Raw genomic sequence first — 18705 nt, 5'->3', positions numbered from 1 at the left:
GGTCGTCGTGACCCTCCCGCCGCTCGATCCCGTCCGGCGCGGACCGGTCGCGAGCGCCCCCGGGGTCCCGGACATCCCGGCCCCGATCCTGGGCTGGCGCACGTGGCGCGTCGGCCGGCGGGCCCAACGCCGCACCGAGCTCGTCGCCCCGCTCGCCGGGATCACCTGGCCCGCCCGCCAGCCCATGATCGCGACGTGCGGGTCGCAACGGCACACGCCTCCGGGTGACCGGTGCGCGTGCGGGCTCTACGCGGTGACCGACCCGGGCACGCTCGAGTGGGGTCCCTCGGACCACGAGGTGCTCGGCGTCGTGGCGCTCTGGGGCCAGGTCCTCGAGGGCGCCCGCGGCTGGCGCGCCTCGCACGCCTACCCGCGCTTCGTCCTCACCGGCCCGGCCATCCCCGGCGAGCAGCGCGCCGCACTGGCCCGCCGTTACGGGATGCCGGTGCACCGCTCCGAGATCCCGCCGCGCGGCCTCGCCGCGCTCCTGGGCCCGGACGCCGACGTGCTGCGCCACGGCGAGATCGCCGAGGTGGAGGCCCTGCTCGCCGCGCACATGCCGGGGTGGGCCGACCGGTGGGAGGCGCGATGCCGCAAGGCCGAGGCCGCCGCCGCACGACGGCCGTGGTGGACGACCCTCCGAGGGCGGCGCTGACCGCGGGATCCGCTCAGGCGGGACCGGCGCGGCCCAGCGCCCGGGCCAGGAGGACGCGGGTGTCGGCGGGGTCGAGGACGTCGTCGATCTCGAAGACCGTCGCGACGCTGAGCGCCCTGCCGCGCTCGTAGTACGTCGCCACCAGCTCGTCGTAGCGCTCGCGCCGGGCGTCGGGGTCGTCGATCGCGTCGAGCTCCTTGCGGTACCCGAGCCGCACCGCGCCCTCCAGCCCCATGCCGCCGAACTCGCCGGTCGGCCACGCCACCGTGAGCGCCGGGGCTTTGAGGTCGCCGCCGGCCATCGCCATCGCACCGAGTCCGTAGCCCTTGCGCAGCACGATCGTGCACAGCGGCGCGGTCAGCCGGGCCCCGGCCACGAACATCGCGGAGAACCGGCGCACGGTCGCGGTGCGCTCGGCGTCCGGGCCGACCATGAACCCGGGGGTGTCGCACATGCTGACCACCGGGAGCCGGTGCGCCCGGCAGAGGTCGAGGAACGCGGTGGCCTTGTCGGCCGCGTCGCCGTCGATGGCGCCGCCGAGGTGCTCGGGGTTGTTGGCCAGGACGCCGACCGCGCGCCCGTCGAGGCGGGCGAGCGCGGTGACGATCCCGGCGCCGAAGCCGCCGCGCAGCTCCAGGACGCTGCCGGTGTCGAACAGCGCGTCGAGGACGGGCCGGATCGCGTAGGCGCGCAGCCGGTTCTCCGGCACGAGGTGGCGCAGCGCCCGCGGGTCGGCGTGCTCCACCGCCGTCGTCCCGCCGCCGGAGGGCGCGACGTACGACAGGTAGCGCCGCGCCGCCGCGACCGCGGCCGGGTCGTCGGGCACGAGGACGTCGACGACGCCGTTGGCCCACTGCACGTCCATCGGGCCGACGTCGCCGGGCGCGACGGTCCCGAGACCGCCGCCCTCGATCATCGCCGGCCCGCCCATCCCGAGGCTGCTGCCCTTGGTGGCGATGATCACCTCGCAGCTCCCGGCCAACGCGGCGTTGCCGGCGAAGCAGTAGCCGGAGACCACGGCGAGGGTGGGGACGACGCCCCGGAGCTCGGCGAGCAGCCGGAAGGTCGGGACGTCGAGCTGGGCGACCGCCGAGGTGTCGGTGTCGCCGGGACGTCCGCCGCCGCCCTCCGCGAAGATCACGACGGGCAGGCGCTCGCGCGCGGCCAGGGTGAACAGGCGGTCGGTCTTGGCGTGGTTGTGGACGCCCTGGGTGCCCGCCAGCACCGTGTAGTCGTAGGACATCACGGCCACCGGCAGGCCCCCGACCGTCCCGGTGCCGGTGACCAGCCCGTCGGCGGGGGTGCGGGCGACGAGGTCCTCGACGCTGCGGCGCGCGCGTTGGGCGGCGATCGTGAGCGCGCCGTACTCGACGAAGCTGTCGGGGTCGAGCAGGTCGTCGACGTTCTCGCGCGCGGTGCGCCGGCCCGCCTCGTGCCGCCGACGGGTCGGGTCGGGGCGCCCCGCGTCGAGGCCGGTCTCGTGGCGGCCGAGGGACTCGGCCAGGTCGGCGCGCACGTGGTCGAGGTCGGTGGCGGTGACGTCCTGCGCCGGGGCGTCGAGGTCGTCGACCGGCGCGAGGAACGCGACGGGCACGCCGGCGGCGACCGTGTCACCGACCTTCACCGCCACGGTGTCGACCCGGCCCGCGGCCCCGGCGTGCACGACGTGCTGCATCTTCATCGCCTCGAGCACCACGAGCTCGGCGCCGGCCGGGACCACGTCGCCCCTGGCGACCTCGATCGCGACGACGACACCGTGGGTGGTGCTCAGCGCCGCCCCGGTGCCGGGCGGGGCCGCCGCCCGCTCCGCCCCCGCGACGTCCCGCCCGAGATCCGGCACGAGCTCCGGGAGGTGCGCGTCGACGAAGGCGGTGTCGAGGGTGCCGTCGACCAGCTCGGGCCGGTCGAGCAGCGCCCGGAGCAGGGCGACGTTCACCGGGACGCCGTCGACGTCGAGCTCGGCCAGTGCGCGCCGCGCCCGCACGGCGGCCTGCGCCACCGAGCCGGCGGTGACGATCACCTTGGCGAGCAGCGAGTCGTAGCGGGGGCCGACGGCGAACCCGGCGTAGCCGTGGGTGTCGACGCGCACCCCGCGCCCGCTCGGGGGCTGGAACCGGACGAGCGTGCCGGCCCCGCTCGTCACCGTGCCGTCGGCCGCGACGGTCTCGGTGTTGACCCGCACCTGCAGCGCGGTGCCCCGCGGCGCGGGGGTGGCGGTGAGGCCGAGGTCCGCGAGGGTCTCGCCGTGGGCCACCCGCAGGCCGGCTTCGACCAGGTCGAGGCCGGTCGTCTCCTCGGTGACGGTGTGCTCGACCTGGATGCGCGGGTTCACCTCGAGGAGGGCCGACCGCCCGTCGGCGACGAGGAACTCGACCGTCGCCAGCCCGGCGTACACCATGACGAGGCGCGTCGCCGCATCGTGCAGTTCGGCACGGACGTCGTCGGGCAACGCCGGCGCCGGCGCGATCTCGACGAGCTTCTGACGGCTCCGCTGCGCCGAGCAGTCGCGGTCGCCGAGCACCACGGTGCTCCGGGCGTCGCCGAGCACCTGGACCTCGATGTGTCGCGCGTGCGGGAGCAGCTGCTCGACGTAGACGGCGTCGTCGCCGAACGCCGCGCGGGCCTCGGAGGCGCACAGGCGCATCGTCGCCTCGAGGGTCGACGCGTCGGTCACCGGCCGCATCCCCCGCCCGCCGCCCCCGGCCAGCGCCTTGACCATCACCGCGCCCCCGGGACCGAGCGCATCCAGGAACGCCCGGGCCGTCGCGAGGTCGGTGGGCCCCTCGGTGCCGGTGAGCACCGGGATCCCCAGCTCGCGAGCACGCTCCCGGGTGCGGGTCTTGTCCCCGAACAGCGCCAGCGTCTCCGGGTCGGGGCCGACGAAGGCGATCCCCCCGTCCGCGCAGGCCCGCGACAGCGCCGGGTTCTCGGCGAGGAAGCCGTAACCCGGGTGCAGGGTGTCGCAGCCGGTGCGCACGGCGGCCCCGACGATCTCGTCGACGTCGAGGTAGGCCGCGGCGCCGACTCCCGGGAGCCGCACGGCCTCGTCGGCGCGGGCGACGTGCGCACCGTCGGCGTCGTCGTCGGGGTACACCGCGACGGTCGGGACGCCGAGCGCCGCGGCCGTGCCGAGAATCCGGACCGCGATCTCGGCCCGGTTGGCGACGAGGAGCTTCACCGTTCTACGCGAAGTGCTCGAGCAGGAGCGCGGTCGTGCGCTCCGGGGCGTGGGCGGGGATCCAGTGCCCGACGCGGGGCAGGCGCTCGTAGCGCCAGGGGCCGACGACGAAGCGCTGCGAGTCGGTCATCTGCCGCTCGGTGAGGGCGGGGTCCCGATCGCTCCACACCCCGAGCACCGCGCACCCGATCGCCGGCATCTCCAGCGGCCCGTCGGTGGCCGCGAAGATCCCCGGCGGCATGTTGGCGCGGTACCAGTTGAGGCCCGCGACGAGCGCGCCCGGCCGGTCCAGGTCCGCGATCTGCGCGTCGACCAGCGCGTCGGCGCCGCGGGGCACGCCGTCGTGGGCCCACTCCCGGAACCACCGCCAGTCGTCGGCGGGCAGCTGCGCCTCGGCGACCCCGGGGAACTGGAACCAGAGCATGTACCAGGAGAGCTGCTTCTGGACGAAACCCGCGGAAGCGAACGCCTGCGGGTGGCCCACCGAGAACGCGGCGAGGCGCGTGACCCGCTCGGGCGCGAACGCGGCCAGCGCCCAGGCGACCAGGGCGCCCCAGTCGTGCCCGGCGACGCGGACCTCGCCGACCTCCAGCGCGTCCAGCAGCCCGAGGAGGTCGCCGAGCACGGTCCGCAGCCCGTAGCACTCGACCTCCGCGGGGCGGTCGGAGTCCCCGAACCCCCGCAGATCCGGGGCGATCACCCGGAAGCCCCCGGGCGCTCAGGGCGTCGATCTGGTGCTGCCAGAGCGTCGCGCGGTCGGGCCAGCCGTGCAGGAGCAGCACCGCCGGCCCCTCACCGCCCTCGACGACGTTGAGCGTGATGCCGTCGAGCGCGACGCGGCGGGCGGTCGGGGTGGTCGGCACGGGGATCTCCTCGCGAGGCGCGGTGGACCGTCCGAGGGTCGCAGCAGCGGGCGACCGCAGCACGACGACCGGGGCGCCACTCGATCGGCGGCGACCCCGACCCCTGTCCTCGAATCCCGTCCTTCACTACCGTCGCTCGTCCGACGAGGGACGGGGGGCCCGATGACCATGTTGGGGTTCGACGACGAGGGGGCCCGACGTCTGCAGCGCGTCTACTCCACCCCCGACGTGGTCGCGCAGCGGGCCGAGGTGCTCCGGCTGCTCCGTCCCACCGCCGGTGAGACCGTTCTCGACGTCGGTTCGGGTCCGGGCTTCCTGGTCGCCGCGATCGCCGACGCCGTCGGGGCCGACGGGGTGGTGCGCGGGCTGGACCCCAGCCCGGCGATGAACGCCATGGCCACCGCGCACTGCGCGGACCGTCCCCAGGTCCGGATCGACGAGGGGGACGCCGGCGCGCTCCCCTACCCCGACGAGGCCTTCGACGCCGTCGTCTCGACGCAGGTCTACGAGTACGTGACCGACGTCCTCGGCGCCTTCGTCGAGGCCCGGCGGGTCCTGCGCCCGGGCGGTCGGTTCGTCGTCCTCGACACCGACTGGGAGTCGATGGTGTGGCACGCCGCCGACCGTGAGCTGCACCGGCGGGTCCTGGCGGCCTGGGAGGAGCACCTGGTCGACCCACGCCTGCCCCGCGTCCTGCCCGGGCTGCTGGAGCGGGCGGGCTTCCGCGTCGCCGAGCGCGTGCTGATCCCGCTGTTCAACCCCGTCTACGACGAGAACACCTACAGCGCGGGGACGATCGAGGTCATCGGCGACTTCGTCACCGGCCGGCAGGGCCTCACCGAGCAGGACGTCGCGCACTGGGCCGACGACCTGCGCTCGCGCGGCACCGACTACCTGTTCACCGTCAACCGGTACTGCTTCGTCGCGACGGGCTGACCGTCCCTCAGGTCCCGAGGCGCGCCGGGGCGCTGACCGCCCGCAAGTGCCGCAGCCCCTGTGCGTAGGACTCGATCAGGGACGTCTCGGTGTACGGGATCGCGTGGCGGTCGCAGAATGCGCGGACCATCGGTTGGGCGTGGCGCAGGTTCATGCGCGGCATGCGCGGGAAGAGGTGGTGCTCGATCTGGTAGTTCAGCCCGCCGAGCACGAGGTCGACGACGCGGCCGCCCCGGATGTTGCGCGAGGTCAGCACCTGGCTGCGGACGGGGTCGAGCTTCTCCGTGGCGCTCGGCATGGGCATGCCCTTGTGTCCCGGCGCGAACGAGCAGCCGAGGTAGAGGCCGAACAGCCCCTGGTGGACGACGATGAAGACCACGGCCACGCCCGGCGAGAGCACGAGGAAGACCGCCGCGAAGTAGAGCGCGGTGTGCGCCACGAGCAGGACGATCTCCAGCCGGAGCCGGGGCACCCGGCGGGCGAGGAGCGACCGGACCGCGGAGATGTGCAGGTCCACGCCCTCGAGCAGCAGCAGCGGGAAGAACAGGCCCGCCTGGTGGCGGATCACGAAGCGGCCGATCGGTCCGCGGCGCGGCGCCGAGGGGCCGGTGGCCTGGGCGTCGGTGAGGGCGAAGACCCCGAGGTCGACGTCCGGGTCACGCTCCTCGTGGTTGGGGTTCGCGTGGTGGGCGTTGTGCTTGCCGACCCACCACCCGTACCCGAGACCGATGAGCAGGTCCCCGTGGACGTAGCCGACGACGTCGTTGGCCTTCTTGCTGGCGAAGATCTGGAGGTGGCCGGCGTCGTGGCCGATGAACCCGAACTGGACGAACAGCGCCGCTAAGACCGCCGCGGTGACCAGCTGCCACCACGAGTCCCCGATCACCACGAAGGCGACCGCGACGGCGCCGAAGACCAGCGCGGTCACGACGATCTTCACGAGGTAGCGGGCCCGGCGGCGGTCCATCAGCCCGGCCTCGCGGACCTGCGCGAACAGCTCTGCGTACCCGCCGCCCTTCGGGAGGTTCGCCCTCGTCACGGCAGCAGGATTCGGCAGTGAACTCATGGAGATGTGTCCCCCGGGGGCGCGGATCGACGGCGGTGACCTGCGCAGAACCAGGGTCCGAGGCTCGGGCGGCTTCCTCGGACACTACCTGTGCCCGGGTGATGCGGCGCTTTGGTCGCTAGTCGCCGGGGTCGGCGTCGAGCACCTTCCGCGGCTGTCCGCGCAGCCGTCGCCGGACGTTCACCACCAGTTGCACGGTGGTCACGAGGGTCATGACCGTCCAGAGAGCCGCGCCGACGGTGACGATCGGCGCGGCCGCCGAGGGCACGATGCCCGCGGCGGCCAGCGAGAGGCCGCCGACCACCAACCGGGCCGGGCGCTCGGGGAGCGTGACCACGCCGATCTCGACCATGCCGGCCGCGCCCGCGCTGGACCGGATCGACTCGTCGAGCAGCGTCAGCACCGCGGCCGCCGCGCACAGCGGCCCGGGAGCCCCGAGCACCCACAGCCCGGCGATCATCGCCACGTCGCCGATGCGGTCGACGAGCTGGTCGAGCACCTGACCCCACGCGCTCGAGCTGCCGGTCAGCTCCGCGACGGCGCCGTCGATCCCGTCGAGCACCGCGACGACCACGACGAGCGCCGCGGCGAGCAGGGCCCACCGGCCCCCGAGAGCGGCGACGCCGCCGACGGCGACCGCGCCGACCCCGCCGGCGGCCGTCACCCACGTCGCCGGGATGCCGCGACGGGCCAGCGGCGCACCGAGTCCGTGCGCGAGGCGGAGCCAGGCCATGGTGGGCCGGGAGGAGCGGACGTCGTAGCCCCCGTGCGTCCGCGACCACCGGTCGACGTAGGCCTCGAGGTCGTCGACGTCCACGCGCCAGGACCCTACTGGCGGGTACCGCTCGGGCGCTGCGGTCCCTCGAGGCGGAGATCGGCGACGACGGGGTCGTGGTCGCTCGGAGGTGCGCCCGAGGCGGGGTCGCGGTCGCGCACGATCGCGGACGCCTCGACGGTCCAGGATCCCCCGGGCCCCCCGACGAGGATCCAGTCGAGGCGCAGGGGTCCGCGGCCGTTGCGTGCGCGGTGGAACGAGCGCACGACGCGGGACCGGACGCCCCCGAAGCCGTGGAAGGTGGCCTCCTCCCGGCGCCCGCCCCCACCGACGAGGTAGGTGTCCTCGAAGCCCTCCGCGAGGAACGACCGGTGGGGCGCGGAGTCGGCCGGGCAGTTGAAGTCCCCGGTCACCACCGTCGGCAGGCCACCGTCCGTGCGCGCACGCACCAGCGCGGCGCCCCGTTCCCGGGCGAGGGCGCTCCAGTGGTCGAGGTGGGTGTTGACGTGCCGGAAGACCATCCCGGTGCCGCGGACGGCAAAGGTCACCCCGTGCGCGGTGCGGACGTTGCGCGAGCCCCACGCGGTGGACGGCACGTCGGGGGTCTCGCTGAGCCAGAAGCCGTTCGCGTCGAGCACCTCCAGCCGGTCGGGGTCGTAGAGGATCGCGTTGTACTCCGGACGCCGGCGCGTCCCCGCCGCCGGACCGAGGACGAGCCGGTACCCGGGGAGCTGCTCGCGGTAGGTGGCGAGCGCCTCGGCCTGCAGCTCCTGCACCCCGAGGACGTCCGGCGCCCGGCGGCGCACGACGTCGGCGTTGAGCCCGGCCCGCCGCGACCACCGGAGCCGGCCGTCCACCGGCGACGAGAAGCCCCGGACGTTGAAGCTCATGACCCGCAGCCGGGCCGGTCCGCCGGCGATGCGCACCTCCACACCGTTCGATCACTCCGGGCCACAACGACCTACGCTCTGCCGTCATGCGGTCCGCGCTCGAGACCTTCCTGCGCATCGAGCAGAGCCATCAGAGCATGGTCGGCGGGGCACTGGTGCCGATCGCCGGGGACGCCGAGGCGCGGGAGCGGTGGCTGTACGAGCAGGCGCCGTTCGGGCTCCTCGCCCACGACGGTGAACCGGATCCACGGTTCGTCTACGCGAACCTCACCGCCCTGCGGTGGTTCGAGTACGCCTGGGACGACCTGATCGGACGGCCCTCCCGGCAGTCGGCGGGCCCCGAGGAGCAGGCCGAGCGCGACCGGCTGCTCGCGGAGGCCGCGCGCCGGGGCTGGTCCGACGGCTACCGCGGCGTCCGCGTCTCCCGGACGGGGCGGCGGTTCCGGATCGAGGACGTGCTGATGTGGAACCTCCTCGACGACGCCGGTGAGCGGTGCGGCCAAGCCGCGATGATCCGGACCTGCCGTCCGGCGACGGAGGACCCGCGCGGGTGAACGGGCGAGTCGTGCGGCTGGACGAGCTCCCCGGTGCTCATCCTGCTGACCTTCGGCGCACTGTGCCGGGCAGTCGCGGCCGTGCCGTCGAGCAGGGGATCGTTACCTGTCTGTCATCTTCTGGGGACGGTCGGAGGGCCTGTGTCCGGGCGGTTCGTCATCCGCACCCGCGCCGGCGTCACCTACACCAGCCACCCGAAACGGGTCACCGAGTCACTGCCCGTCCCAGAGCTGGCCGCCCACCCGCGCCCGCTGCCCGACGACGGCTGGTCCGACGACCGCACCGACACCCACGACGACATCGACCCCGACTGGTCCCGGAAGCTCACCCAGAAGACCCGTCCGACGGCGACCGTCCCGACCCGGAGCTGCTACGACGACGAGCCACCGCTCTGAGGTGTCCGGCCTCGGCTCGGGCCGCCGACACACGACCACCCCGACCGCGGAGCGCGATCGGGGTGGTCGCCCGGGAGCCGGAACTCAGGCGCGCGACATCGGCACGCCCATCCCCGGGTCGATCCGGGCCGGCCCGTTCTTGCCGGGCTTGACGTCGAAGTCGAAGATCCCGGTCGGGATGTACACCGTCGAGCACGAGTTCGGGATGTCGACGACGCCGGAGAGCCGGCCCTCGATCGGCGCGGCCCCGAGGATCATGTACGCCTGGATCGCCGAGTAGCCGAAGGTCGTCAGGTAGTCGATCGCGTGCAGGCAGGCCCGCTGGTACGACAGGTGCGAGTCGAGGTAGCGCTGCTCGCCGTCGAGGGTCACCGAGGTGCCGGAGAAGGCGATCCACTCGCTGTACTGCGGGTCGGTGTTGCCCGGGACGAAGATCGCGTTCTCGGAGACGCCGTAGGTCTGCATGCCGCCCTTGATGAGGTCGACGTGCAGGTCGATGAACCCGCCCATCTCGATCGCGCCGCAGAAGGTGATCTCCCCGTCGCCCTGGGAGAAGTGCAGGTCGCCCATCGACAGGTTCGCCCCGTCGACGAACACCGGGTAGAAGACCCGGCTCCCCTTGGTGAAGTTCTTGATGTCCTGGTTGCCGCCGTTCTCGCGCGGCGGTGCGGTCCGGGCCGCCTCGTGGCGGGCCCGCTCGAAGTCGTCACCGGTGAGCGAGCCGAGGATCGCCGCCTCGGGCTGGGGCGGCAGGGCGAGCGGCGGGACCGCCTGCGGGTTCGTGTCGATCAGGGCCTGCTCGCGGGAGTTCCACTTGTTCAGCAGGTCGCGCGAGGGCGCGGTGCCCATGAGGCCGGGGTGCACGATGCCGGTGAAGGCCACCCCCGGCACGTGCCGCGACGTGGCCTGGCCGCCCTGGAAGTCCCAGATCACCTTGTAGGCGTCCGGGAACTGGTCGGTGAGGAAGCCGCCGCCGTTCGTCTTCGCGAACACCCCGGTGTAGCCCCAGCCCTGGCCGGCCAGCGGACCGGAGTCCTCCTGCGGGATCGGGCCGACGTCGAGGATGTCCACGATCAGCAGGTCGCCGGGCTGCGCGCCCTCGACCGAGATCGGGCCGGAGAGCACGTGCACGTTGTTCAGCGGGGCGTTGAGGATGTCGTCGGCGGAGTCGTCGTTGTGGATCGCGCCGTCGAACCACTCGCGGCAGTCCACCCGGAACGAGTCGCCCGGCTTGACGTGCACGCGGGCGGGGACGTCGGGGTGCCAGCGGTTGTGGCCCACGATCTCCTGGTCGGTGAACGTCTTGGTGCTGTCGAGCGGGAAGACCTTCTGGGGCATCGGACTCTCCTTGGTGGGCGGGGCTGGGGCGGCTGGGGCGGCTGGGCGAGCTGGGAACGGGGCCGGGACCGTCAGGCGACGGCGGCGTGGTCGCCGGTGGGGGCGGCGGGCGCCGCGGGCGCGGGCTGCCGGCGCGCCCACGGGATCAGGGCGAGGAACACGACGACGCCGAAGATCGCGAGGCCGATCGCGAGCGGGACGCCGATCTCCGTGTAGACGCCGGTGAGCAGCAGGAACGCCGGGATCCACGCGGTCACCCAGCCCTGGATGGCGCACACGGCGCCGGTGTAGCGCCCGATCCCGTCGCGCTTGCGGCCCAGGAGCACGAAGAACAGGGACCAGAGGAAGGCCCAGTAGAGCCAGATGACGCCGAAGGCCGGGTCGGCGAAGCGGAAGAAGTTCAGCGCGGAGAACACGACGGCGGTGATCGCGACGAACAGGCAGAAGTAGCCGAGGCCGGTGCCGTCGAGATCCCAGGTCAGGTTCACCGCCACGTAGAGGTAGGTGAACGAGAAGAGGAAGAGGCCCGACGCCGCGAGGATGACGTCGGCGTCACCGTTCGCGGTGAAGATCAGGTAGAGCGGCGTGATGATCTGCAGTCCGCCGACGAAGAAGTTCATCGGCGCGGCCGACTTCGCGTCGATCCACCCCAGCAGCATGACGCCGTTGATGAAGAGTACGGCGCCGACGAAGAGCAGGCCGACGCTAGCCACGGGGCGGCCTCACTCGGGTGAGCAGCATGGGATTCCCTTTCGGACGAGGGCAGGACGACAGGGCCGTTCCGGCAGGCCGGACGGTGGGGGCGAGCGGACGGTCGCGGGGAGCGGACGGACTCAGGGGCGCGGCAGCGCCGCGGTGCGGGGGTCGAGACGGGGGGCGGGCCGCGGGCGCGACGCCCGGGCCGGCGGCGCGGAGACCACGGTGGGCTCGGTGCGCGAGGCCTCGGCGCGGTCGATCGCCGCGACCCGGGTGCGGTCGGCCAGACCGAGCCGGGGCACGGTGATCATCCGCCGGGCCTCGCCGCCACAGGTCGGGCAGGAGATCGTCGCCGGCGCGGCGCCCATCGGCGCCGTGACCTCGGCGGGCCCGTCCTCACCGCACCGGTACGCGTACAGGGGCATCCGTCGAGCTCCCTTCGTCGCGACCGACCGCCGAGAGGTGGCAGATGTCACGCGTGAGAAATGATTTCCTGGGAAACTAGACGCGTGCCGACGAGACTGTCAACGGCCGTTGCGGCCCGTCGCGAGCCGGGTTCGGACGGTCACAGCTGCTGGACGACGTCCCAGGTCAGACCGTCGGCGATCGCCAGGAAGACCCGCTGTCGCAGGTGCCGGTCGTGGACCTCGACGGTGCCGCGCGGGCTCTCGTACGCGAGGCCCTCGGACACCGACATCATCGTCGGCACGTGCGTCGAGCCGGCGCGTCGCGTCAGCTCGGTGAGCAGTCGGACGCCCTCGTAGCAGGACTCGCCGAGGCTGTTGAGCACCGGCGCGTCGTTCCCGAACTCGCGGAAGTAGGTGGCGGCGAACTCGAGCCCGGAGCTCGTCGCGAGGTCCTCGAAGTAGCCCGCGGAGGTCATCAGGCCGCGCGTGCACTCCGCCCCGGAGGCGAGCAGGACGTTCTCCTCGATCAGGGAGCTGAACCGCAGGATGTCGCGGTCGAGACCCGACGCGCTGAAGGCGCGGTTGAACGCGACGGCGTCGTCGCCGATGAGCAGCATCAGCACGGCCTCGCACCCGCTGGCCTCGACCCGGTGCACGACGCTCGAGAAGTCGGTCGTCCCGAGCGGCACGAACACCTCGTCGCAGACCGTCCCGCCGATCCGCCGCAGGTAGCGCGCCGCCGTGGTGGCCGTCCGTCGGGGCCAGACGTAGTCGTCCCCGACGATCGTCCAGCGCCGAACGCCCGCGGTGCCGGAGAACCAGTCGAGGGTCGGACCGAGCTGGAGGTCCGGCGTCTCGCCGGTGAGGAACACGCCGGGCCGGTTCTCGCCGCCCTCGTAGAGCGCCGTGTAGGCGTACGGGACGCGGCCGCCGATGCGAGGGGCGACCGCCTCGCGGACGGCCGAGATGTGCCACCCCGTCACGGCCTGGACGGCGCCGGCGCTCACCAGCGCGTCGACCTCGGTGGCGACCTCCGCCGGGCTGCGGCCACCGTCGACCGGCACCAGGTTCAGCTCCCGGCCGAGGACGCCGCCCTCGGCGTTGATCTCCTGCGCGGCCAGCGCGGCGCAGCTCTCGCACGACGGCCCGAAGATCCCGGCGGGCCCCTGCAGCGGGATCACGAGGGCCATGTCGAGGACGTCGCGACCGCGCGCGGCGCTGCCGCGTAAAGCCGTCGAGTCGACCATTGCTCGACGCTAGCGAGCGGGCCGCCTTCCCGGGCTGCTCCGATCGTACGAGTTCTCCGTTCCCCGATCGCGACTGCCCGATCACCATGCCGTCGCCGCTACCATCGATCGGTGCCCAGCAGCGCGGAACGGCCCTCGCCGGACGGCGACGAGTCGCTCCGCCTCCTCTCGCTCGTGGAGCGGACCCTCACGGGGCGGCTGGAGGAGGCCCTGCGCAGCTGCGACTCCAGCCTCGACCAGTGGCGGATCCTGCGCCTGCTCGCCGACCGCGGCGGTAGCCCGATGAACGTCGTGGCCGACCACGCGATGCTCCTCGCGCCCAAGCTCAGCAAGCTCGTCGACCGCATGGTCGCCGCGAACCTCATCCTGCGGCGGCAGGACCACGAGGACCGGCGCCGGGTGCTCATCGTCGTCTCGGAGCGCGGACGACGGGCCCTGGCCGAATGGGACGAGGCCACCGCCGAGGTCCGCACCCAGTTCCGTGAGCTGCTCGGCGCCGACGCCGAGCAGTTCGGGACGCTGCTGCGGCGCCTCCAGGACGGCCTCGACCCGGCCGCGCTCGAGCAGTCGACCGCCGTCCCGGGCTGACCATGATCGCTCCACCGGCGAGGTAAGGCTACCCTGACACGGAGTCGGACAGACCGACCGCTCCGGGAGGGTGCTTCGTGACCAGTTCCGTGCGGCAGACCGTGCCGCCCGCCGCACCGCCGGCACGCATCGCGCTGGCGATCGTGCTCGCGGCCGTCGTCGCCGCGGTCGCCAACACCCTCATCGGGCTCCTGATCGGCGTGATCGAGGGCACCGGCTACAACCCCACGACCGCCATCGCCTACAGCGTGATCGGGGTCCTCATCGGCGCCGCGGGCTGGGCGCTCGTCCGCGCCGTCGCGCCCCGGCCGGCCGCGGTGCTGCGCTGGCTGGTGCCCCTGGTCGTCGTCCTGAGCTTCATCCCGGACCTGCTGCTGCTCCAGTACGGGCTGTCCGTGCTCCTGGTCCTCGGGCTCATGGTCATGCACGTCGTGTGCGCGGCGGTCGCCGTCCCGGCCTTCCGCCGGGTCCTGCCGGTCTGACCGGGTCCCCGGTGGACCGGGGCGACGCGCCGTCGGCATAGTGGAGATCGCCAGCGTGCACGTCTCTCCCGGCCCGCCGGGGGCGCACGCCCCGAACGGGAGGAGCGCGCCGATGTCGGCCGCGGACGGATCGGGCTCCGACGGGGCGACCACCGAGCGTGCCGCCGGGGGCCCCGCCGAGAGCCGCGCCGAGGCCACCGGGACGTCGTCGCCCGCGCGCCGGCGCTGGGGCGGCCGGGAGCACAGCCCCGAGGAGATCGAGGCCGCCAAGCAGCAGTGGCGCGACATGCGCCCGTGGGACAGCCCCATGGCCCGCGCCGACAAGGTGCTGATCGGCGCCACGGTCGCGGTCATCGTCTTCGGACTCGCGTCGCTCCCGTTCCGGCCGTTCCTCCTCGCCTCGCACCCGGTGCTGCTCAGCCTCGCCACCGGCAGCCTCTCGGCCATCGGCGCCGGCGCGGCCTTCGCCCGGGTGGGCGACACCGCGCTCTGGCTGGTGATCGGCGCAGGCGTCATCGGAATGATCAAGTTCGACTGGCTGTTCTGGTGGGCGGGCCGACGCTGGGGCGCGAAGGGGGTCCGCTTCTTCGTGCCCAGCGAGCGGGCGCAGCGGTTCGTCGAGCGCGTCCGGTCCTGGCCCACCTGGATCATGCCGCTGCTGGTGGTCGCGGCGGCCCTGCCGGGCGTCCCGTCCCTGCTCGTGCACCTGCTCGCCGGACTCGCCGGGATGCGGCTGCTCACGTTCCTGCTGGCCAACGCGGTCGGCGCCGCCCTCGTCGCCGGCCTGGTGGCGGGGCTCGGGTACGGGCTGGGCCAGTACGCCGTCGACGTCGTGCTCGCCGTCGACCGCTACGCCCTCTGGATCACCATCGCGATCGCCGTGTTCGTGGCCTATCGCGCGGGTGCCACCCAGAACCGGAAGGGCAAGGAGCAGCGCGCGGCGGGTCCGTCGTCCGGCGGATGATCGATTTCGCTCCGGCGCGTGTCCCACCGATCGCCGGACGGTATGATAGAGATCGAGCCTGACGCGCTGCGCTCTCGTCGTGCGGTGCGGTCAGTGAGCGCGGTGGATGCCGTCACCCTCGACCGGTGACGCGGACCCCGTGGGCCCGCGGCGACGCGGGCCCGCGGCCCAGTGGGAATCGTGGAGGAACCGTCCCGGTTCCCCCTGCGACACACCACCCGCAGCACGATGCCCGGCAGTCCCCTGCCGGGCGTTCCGGAGGAGGTACATGGCTCGACGAGGCCAACCCCAGTCCGGCGGGCGCAACGGCGCTCCCGGGCAGCGGCGGCGAGGACGCAGGCGCGAGGACGTCATGTCCGTGCTCGCCCACGCCGTCGAGGACGTCCGGGCCGCCCTGCGCGGCGGCCGGGTCACGACGTCCACCCGCACGAAGTTCCAGGCCGTCGCCCTGGTGCTGCGCGAGGAGCGCGCCCGCGTCCGCGCGGACGACACCATCGGGGACTCACGGCGCACCGAGAAGCTCAAGCGTCTCGACGACATCGCGACCACCCTGGCGAAGACCGCCGTCCGCCACCCGGCGCTCCTGGCGCTGCTGTCCGAGGACGCCGTCGTCACCGACGACGCCCGGTCGCTCAAGCGCGACATGCTGCGCAAGGCCGGCATCGAGGCCGAGGCCGAAGAGGCCCCGGAGCCCGTCGAGGAGCCGGCCGCCGCGCCCACCAAGCCCGCGGTGGTGCCGCAGTCCGTGGTCTCGCGGCAGATGGCGAACCCGTTCCTCGCCCCCGACTTCTCGGCCGCGCGACCGGCCGCCCCCCGGCCCACGCCCCTGAGCGGCTGGGAGCTGCTCGACCCGCTGCTGCGCTCCTTCGAGCGCGCCGGCGACGGCACCTCGGTGTGCATGCCCCTGCCCGAGCCCGGCTCCCGCAAGGCGCCCGGCGGCCGTGAGCTCATGCCGCACCAGGCCCGGCTGGTCGCCGCGGCCGCGGAAGGTCACCGCACCTTCCTGCTCGCCGACGAGCCCGGGCTGGGCAAGACGGCCGAGGCGCTGCTCGCCGCCGAGGCGGCGAAGGCCTACCCCCTGCTCGTCGTCGTGCCGAACGTCGTCAAGACGAACTGGGTGCGCGAGGCCGGCCTGTGGTCCCCCCGCCGCAAGGCCACCGTGATCCAGGGCAACGGCGACTCCGTCGACGGGTTCGCCGACATCGTGGTGGTCAACTACGAGGTGCTCGACCGGCACGTCGGCTGGCTGCGCGAGTTCGGGTTCCGCGGGATGGTCGTCGACGAGGCGCACTTCATCAAGAACAAGACCTCGCAGCGCTCGCAGCACGTGCTCGGGCTCTCCGAGCGCATCCGCGCGTTCACCGCGCGCCCGCTGCTGATGGCCCTCACCGGCACGCCGCTGATCAACGACATCGAGGACTTCCTCGCCATCTGGGAGTTCCTCGGCTGGATCGACGAGAAGAAACCGCTCGCCGACCTCATGGACGCCCTGACCGCCACCGGTCTGACGCCCGCGGATCCCGGGTTCTCCGCCTCGGCGCGCGAGAGCGTCGTGGACCTCGGCATCGTCCGTCGCCGCAAGGTCGACGTCGCCGCCGACATCCCGCCGCGCCGCATCGCCGACCTGCCCGTCGAGCTGGACGGGCCGACCGGCCGATCGATCCGCGCCGCCGAGCGCGACCTCGCCGCCCGCATGGTGAAGCGCTACACCGACGCCCTCGCGGCGCGCGGTGCCGCGGCCACCGACGAGATCGACCACGACCTCGTGCGCCGCGTCGCCACGTGGGAGCAGAAGGACGCGGCCGGCTCGTCGTCCGGCGACAACGTGTTCAGCATGATGCGGCGCATCGGCCAGGCGAAGGCGGCCCTCGCCGCCGACTACGCCGCCCAGCTCGCGCGCAGCGCCGGCAAGGTGGTGTTCTTCGCCAAGCACGTCGACGTCATGGACGCCGCCGAGGAGACGTTCGCCAAGCAGGGCGTCCGGTACGCGTCGATCCGGGGCGACCAGACCCCGAGCGTGCGGCAGCGCAACATCGACGCCTTCGTCGAGGACCCGGAGGTCGGCGTCGTGGTCTGCTCGCTGACCGCGGCCGGCGTCGGCATCAACCTCCAGGTCGCCTCCAACGTCGTGCTCGCCGAGCTGCCGTGGACCGCCGCGGAGCAGACCCAGGCGATCGACCGGAGCCACCGCATCGGGCAGTCGCAGCCGGTCACCGCCTGGCGCATCCTCGCCGCGCAGACGATCGACGCCCGGATCGCGGCGCTGATCGACGACAAGGCCGGCCTCGCGGCCGTCGCCCTCGACGGCAGCGACGAGGAGGTCGGATCGTCGACCGACGCGCAGCACGCCGCGCTCGTGGCCATGCTGACGGAGGCGCTCTCGGCCCCCGCCTAAGGTGGTCGCCGTGCCGATGACCGCGAAGTACGCGACCACCTGCGGCGTCTGCGGCTCGCCCGTGAGCCCCGGCGAGGAGATCGCGCGCTCGGGCGAGCGCTGGGCGCACGCGGCGTGCGCCTCGGCACCGTCCACGACGACGGCGAGCACCGCGAAGCCGAAGAAGCCGGCGCGTCCGGACATGCCGGCCGCCGAGGGCGCCCTCGAGGTGTGGACCGACGGCGCGTGCTCGGGCAACCCCGGCCCCGGTGGATGGGCCTGGGCCACCAGGGACGGCCGCCAGGCCAGCGGTGGCGAGCTCGGCACCACGAACCAGCGGATGGAGATCCGGGCCGCCCTCGAGGCCGTGCGTGCCCTGGACGGCCCGCTCGTCGTCGTCAGCGACTCCACGTACGTCGTGAACTGCTTCCGCGACGGCTGGTGGAAGGGCTGGCTGGCGCGGGGCTGGGTCACCAGCGCCAAGAAGCCGGTGGTGAGCCGGGACCTCTGGGAACCGCTCATCACGCTCGTGAACGAGCGCGGCGACGTGTCCTTCCGCTGGACCAAGGGCCACTCGGGCGACGAGATGAACGACCTCGTCGACAAGCTCGCCGTGGAGCAGTCGAAGGCCGTCTCGGCCTCGTAGTCGCTGACCATCGGTGGTTCGGGCCGAGAGGGGTCGTCGACACGCCGACCCCCGCGGTCCGACGGTGTACCCGGCGAGGTCGGCCGCCTGCGCTCGGCGACCGGCGAGACCGTGGGCGCGCGGAAGTGTCACCCTGAGGTGTGCACCCGACGGACTCCGACGCGGCCCGCATCCCAGTGGGCAACGTCCGCGTGCCGCGGGACGAGTTCGTGACCCAATGGCGGGAAGCCCTGCGCCGCGTCGAGCTCGGTGATCACGAGCCGGCCGACGGCTACCTCGAGGCGGTGGCCCAGACCTGTCGATGGATGGCGGCGCTGCCGATGCGGACCGCACTCTGCGGAGGCCAGGCACGATCACCGGTCAGGTTGCGCGGTTGGCCGGCCCGCGCGGACCTGATCGAGGCCGAGTGGCAGGCCGCGCAGCGGGCGGAGGAGTTCCTCCCGGAGCTCGCCGCCCGCCCCGGCTGGTGCGACGGTGTCCGGGCCACGCTGCGGTGGGCGTGGCGCCGTGAGGGTCCTCCCCCGCTTCCGGCCGCGTCGTCGGCGGCCGGTGCCACCGTCATCCGGTGACGACCTGGCGGGTTGTCGAACAGGCGGCGTCGGAGCTCGCCCGCCGCGTCCGGACGCTGTTCGACGCGCCCGGGCACCAGA

19 protein-coding genes are annotated in these 18705 nt (G+C 73.8%); 10 read left to right on the top strand and 9 right to left on the bottom strand.

The genetic code is table 11. The features are described 5' to 3' along the window. Positions 1-7: 7 nt before the first annotated feature. On the top strand, positions 8-655 hold the full coding sequence (locus OG774_RS02080; protein WP_328306279.1) for a hypothetical protein: 648 nt from the start codon (positions 8-10) through the stop codon (positions 653-655). 13 nt (positions 656-668) lie between these two features. Here the strand turns inward: OG774_RS02080 and OG774_RS02075 are convergent, their stop codons facing one another. Together OG774_RS02075 and OG774_RS02070 are read right to left on the bottom strand one after the other, a co-directional pair. After that, the gene (locus OG774_RS02075; RefSeq protein WP_328306278.1) at positions 669-3833 is read right to left on the bottom strand and encodes an acetyl-CoA carboxylase family protein; all 3165 of its coding nucleotides are present in this window, start codon (positions 3831-3833) and stop codon (positions 669-671) included. Positions 3834-3837: 4 nt separating this feature from the next. Next, positions 3838-4533, bottom strand: coding sequence for an alpha/beta fold hydrolase (locus OG774_RS02070; RefSeq protein WP_328306277.1), 696 nt, complete (start codon positions 4531-4533; stop codon positions 3838-3840). 325 nt (positions 4534-4858) lie between these two features. Between OG774_RS02070 and OG774_RS02065 the strand changes: the two genes are divergently transcribed. Beyond that, on the top strand, positions 4859-5632 hold the full coding sequence (locus OG774_RS02065; protein ID WP_328306276.1) for a methyltransferase domain-containing protein: 774 nt from the start codon (positions 4859-4861) through the stop codon (positions 5630-5632). Between the two features lie 7 nt (positions 5633-5639). Here OG774_RS02065 and OG774_RS02060 read toward each other — a convergent pair whose 3' ends face one another. The 3 genes from OG774_RS02060 to OG774_RS02050 form a co-directional block, all read right to left on the bottom strand. Beyond that, positions 5640-6671 carry a fatty acid desaturase family protein gene (locus tag OG774_RS02060; RefSeq protein ID WP_328306275.1) on the bottom strand — a complete coding sequence of 344 codons (1032 nt, stop codon included), beginning with the start codon at positions 6669-6671 and terminating at the stop codon, positions 5640-5642. A gap of 145 nt (positions 6672-6816) precedes the next feature. Next, positions 6817-7515 carry a CDP-alcohol phosphatidyltransferase family protein gene (locus tag OG774_RS02055; protein WP_328306274.1) on the bottom strand — a complete coding sequence of 233 codons (699 nt, stop codon included), beginning with the start codon at positions 7513-7515 and terminating at the stop codon, positions 6817-6819. A gap of 11 nt (positions 7516-7526) precedes the next feature. Further along, positions 7527-8399 carry an endonuclease/exonuclease/phosphatase family protein gene (locus OG774_RS02050; RefSeq protein WP_328306273.1) on the bottom strand — a complete coding sequence of 291 codons (873 nt, stop codon included), beginning with the start codon at positions 8397-8399 and terminating at the stop codon, positions 7527-7529. 50 nt (positions 8400-8449) lie between these two features. Here OG774_RS02050 and OG774_RS02045 point away from each other — a divergent pair, with 50 nt between their 5' ends. Both OG774_RS02045 and OG774_RS02040 read left to right on the top strand, forming a co-directional pair. Continuing rightward, on the top strand, positions 8450-8917 hold the full coding sequence (locus OG774_RS02045; RefSeq protein WP_328306272.1) for an MEKHLA domain-containing protein: 468 nt from the start codon (positions 8450-8452) through the stop codon (positions 8915-8917). Between the two features lie 33 nt (positions 8918-8950). Further along, the gene (locus OG774_RS02040) at positions 8951-9313 is read left to right on the top strand and encodes a hypothetical protein (RefSeq protein WP_328306271.1); all 363 of its coding nucleotides are present in this window, start codon (positions 8951-8953) and stop codon (positions 9311-9313) included. A gap of 84 nt (positions 9314-9397) precedes the next feature. On the opposite strand, the gene fmdA is transcribed toward OG774_RS02040, so the two are convergent. The 4 genes from fmdA to OG774_RS02020 form a co-directional block, all read right to left on the bottom strand. Continuing rightward, positions 9398-10651: a formamidase gene (gene fmdA / locus OG774_RS02035; RefSeq protein WP_328306270.1), complete on the bottom strand. Its 1254-nt coding sequence runs from the start codon at positions 10649-10651 to the stop codon at positions 9398-9400. Positions 10652-10722: 71 nt separating this feature from the next. Beyond that, on the bottom strand, positions 10723-11364 hold the full coding sequence (locus OG774_RS02030) for an AmiS/UreI family transporter (protein ID WP_328306269.1): 642 nt from the start codon (positions 11362-11364) through the stop codon (positions 10723-10725). 120 nt (positions 11365-11484) lie between these two features. Beyond that, a complete protein-coding gene (locus OG774_RS02025) occupies positions 11485-11772 on the bottom strand; it encodes an FmdB family zinc ribbon protein (RefSeq protein WP_328306268.1) in 288 nt (95 codons plus the stop codon). 140 nt (positions 11773-11912) lie between these two features. Further along, positions 11913-13001, bottom strand: a complete 1089-nt coding sequence (locus OG774_RS02020) for a substrate-binding domain-containing protein (RefSeq protein WP_328306267.1) — start codon at positions 12999-13001, stop codon at positions 11913-11915. Positions 13002-13112: 111 nt separating this feature from the next. Between OG774_RS02020 and OG774_RS02015 the strand changes: the two genes are divergently transcribed. From OG774_RS02015 to OG774_RS01990, 6 genes are all read left to right on the top strand, one after another. Then, a complete protein-coding gene (locus OG774_RS02015) occupies positions 13113-13589 on the top strand; it encodes a MarR family winged helix-turn-helix transcriptional regulator (RefSeq protein WP_328306266.1) in 477 nt (158 codons plus the stop codon). 77 nt (positions 13590-13666) lie between these two features. Next, positions 13667-14071 (top strand): DUF6069 family protein, encoded by a 405-nt coding sequence (locus OG774_RS02010; RefSeq protein ID WP_328306265.1) that lies wholly within the window; start codon positions 13667-13669, stop codon positions 14069-14071. 112 nt (positions 14072-14183) lie between these two features. Further along, positions 14184-15035, top strand: a complete 852-nt coding sequence (locus OG774_RS02005) for a DedA family protein (RefSeq protein WP_328306264.1) — start codon at positions 14184-14186, stop codon at positions 15033-15035. A gap of 352 nt (positions 15036-15387) precedes the next feature. Then, complete coding sequence (locus OG774_RS02000) at positions 15388-17430, top strand: DEAD/DEAH box helicase (protein ID WP_328306263.1); 2043 nt, start codon at positions 15388-15390, stop codon at positions 17428-17430. Between the two features lie 16 nt (positions 17431-17446). After that, on the top strand, positions 17447-18055 hold the full coding sequence (locus OG774_RS01995; protein ID WP_328310727.1) for a ribonuclease H family protein: 609 nt from the start codon (positions 17447-17449) through the stop codon (positions 18053-18055). A 140-nt stretch (positions 18056-18195) separates the two neighbouring features. Further along, complete coding sequence (locus OG774_RS01990; RefSeq protein WP_328306262.1) at positions 18196-18624, top strand: hypothetical protein; 429 nt, start codon at positions 18196-18198, stop codon at positions 18622-18624. Positions 18625-18705 lie beyond the last annotated feature (81 nt).

This window comes from Actinomycetospora sp. NBC_00405 (genome assembly GCF_036044095.1).
GTDB lineage: Bacteria > Actinomycetota > Actinomycetes > Mycobacteriales > Pseudonocardiaceae > Actinomycetospora > Actinomycetospora callitridis.
The sequence above is the reverse complement of the archived record's forward strand: the minus strand, read 5'-3'. Positions and strand labels throughout refer to the sequence as shown.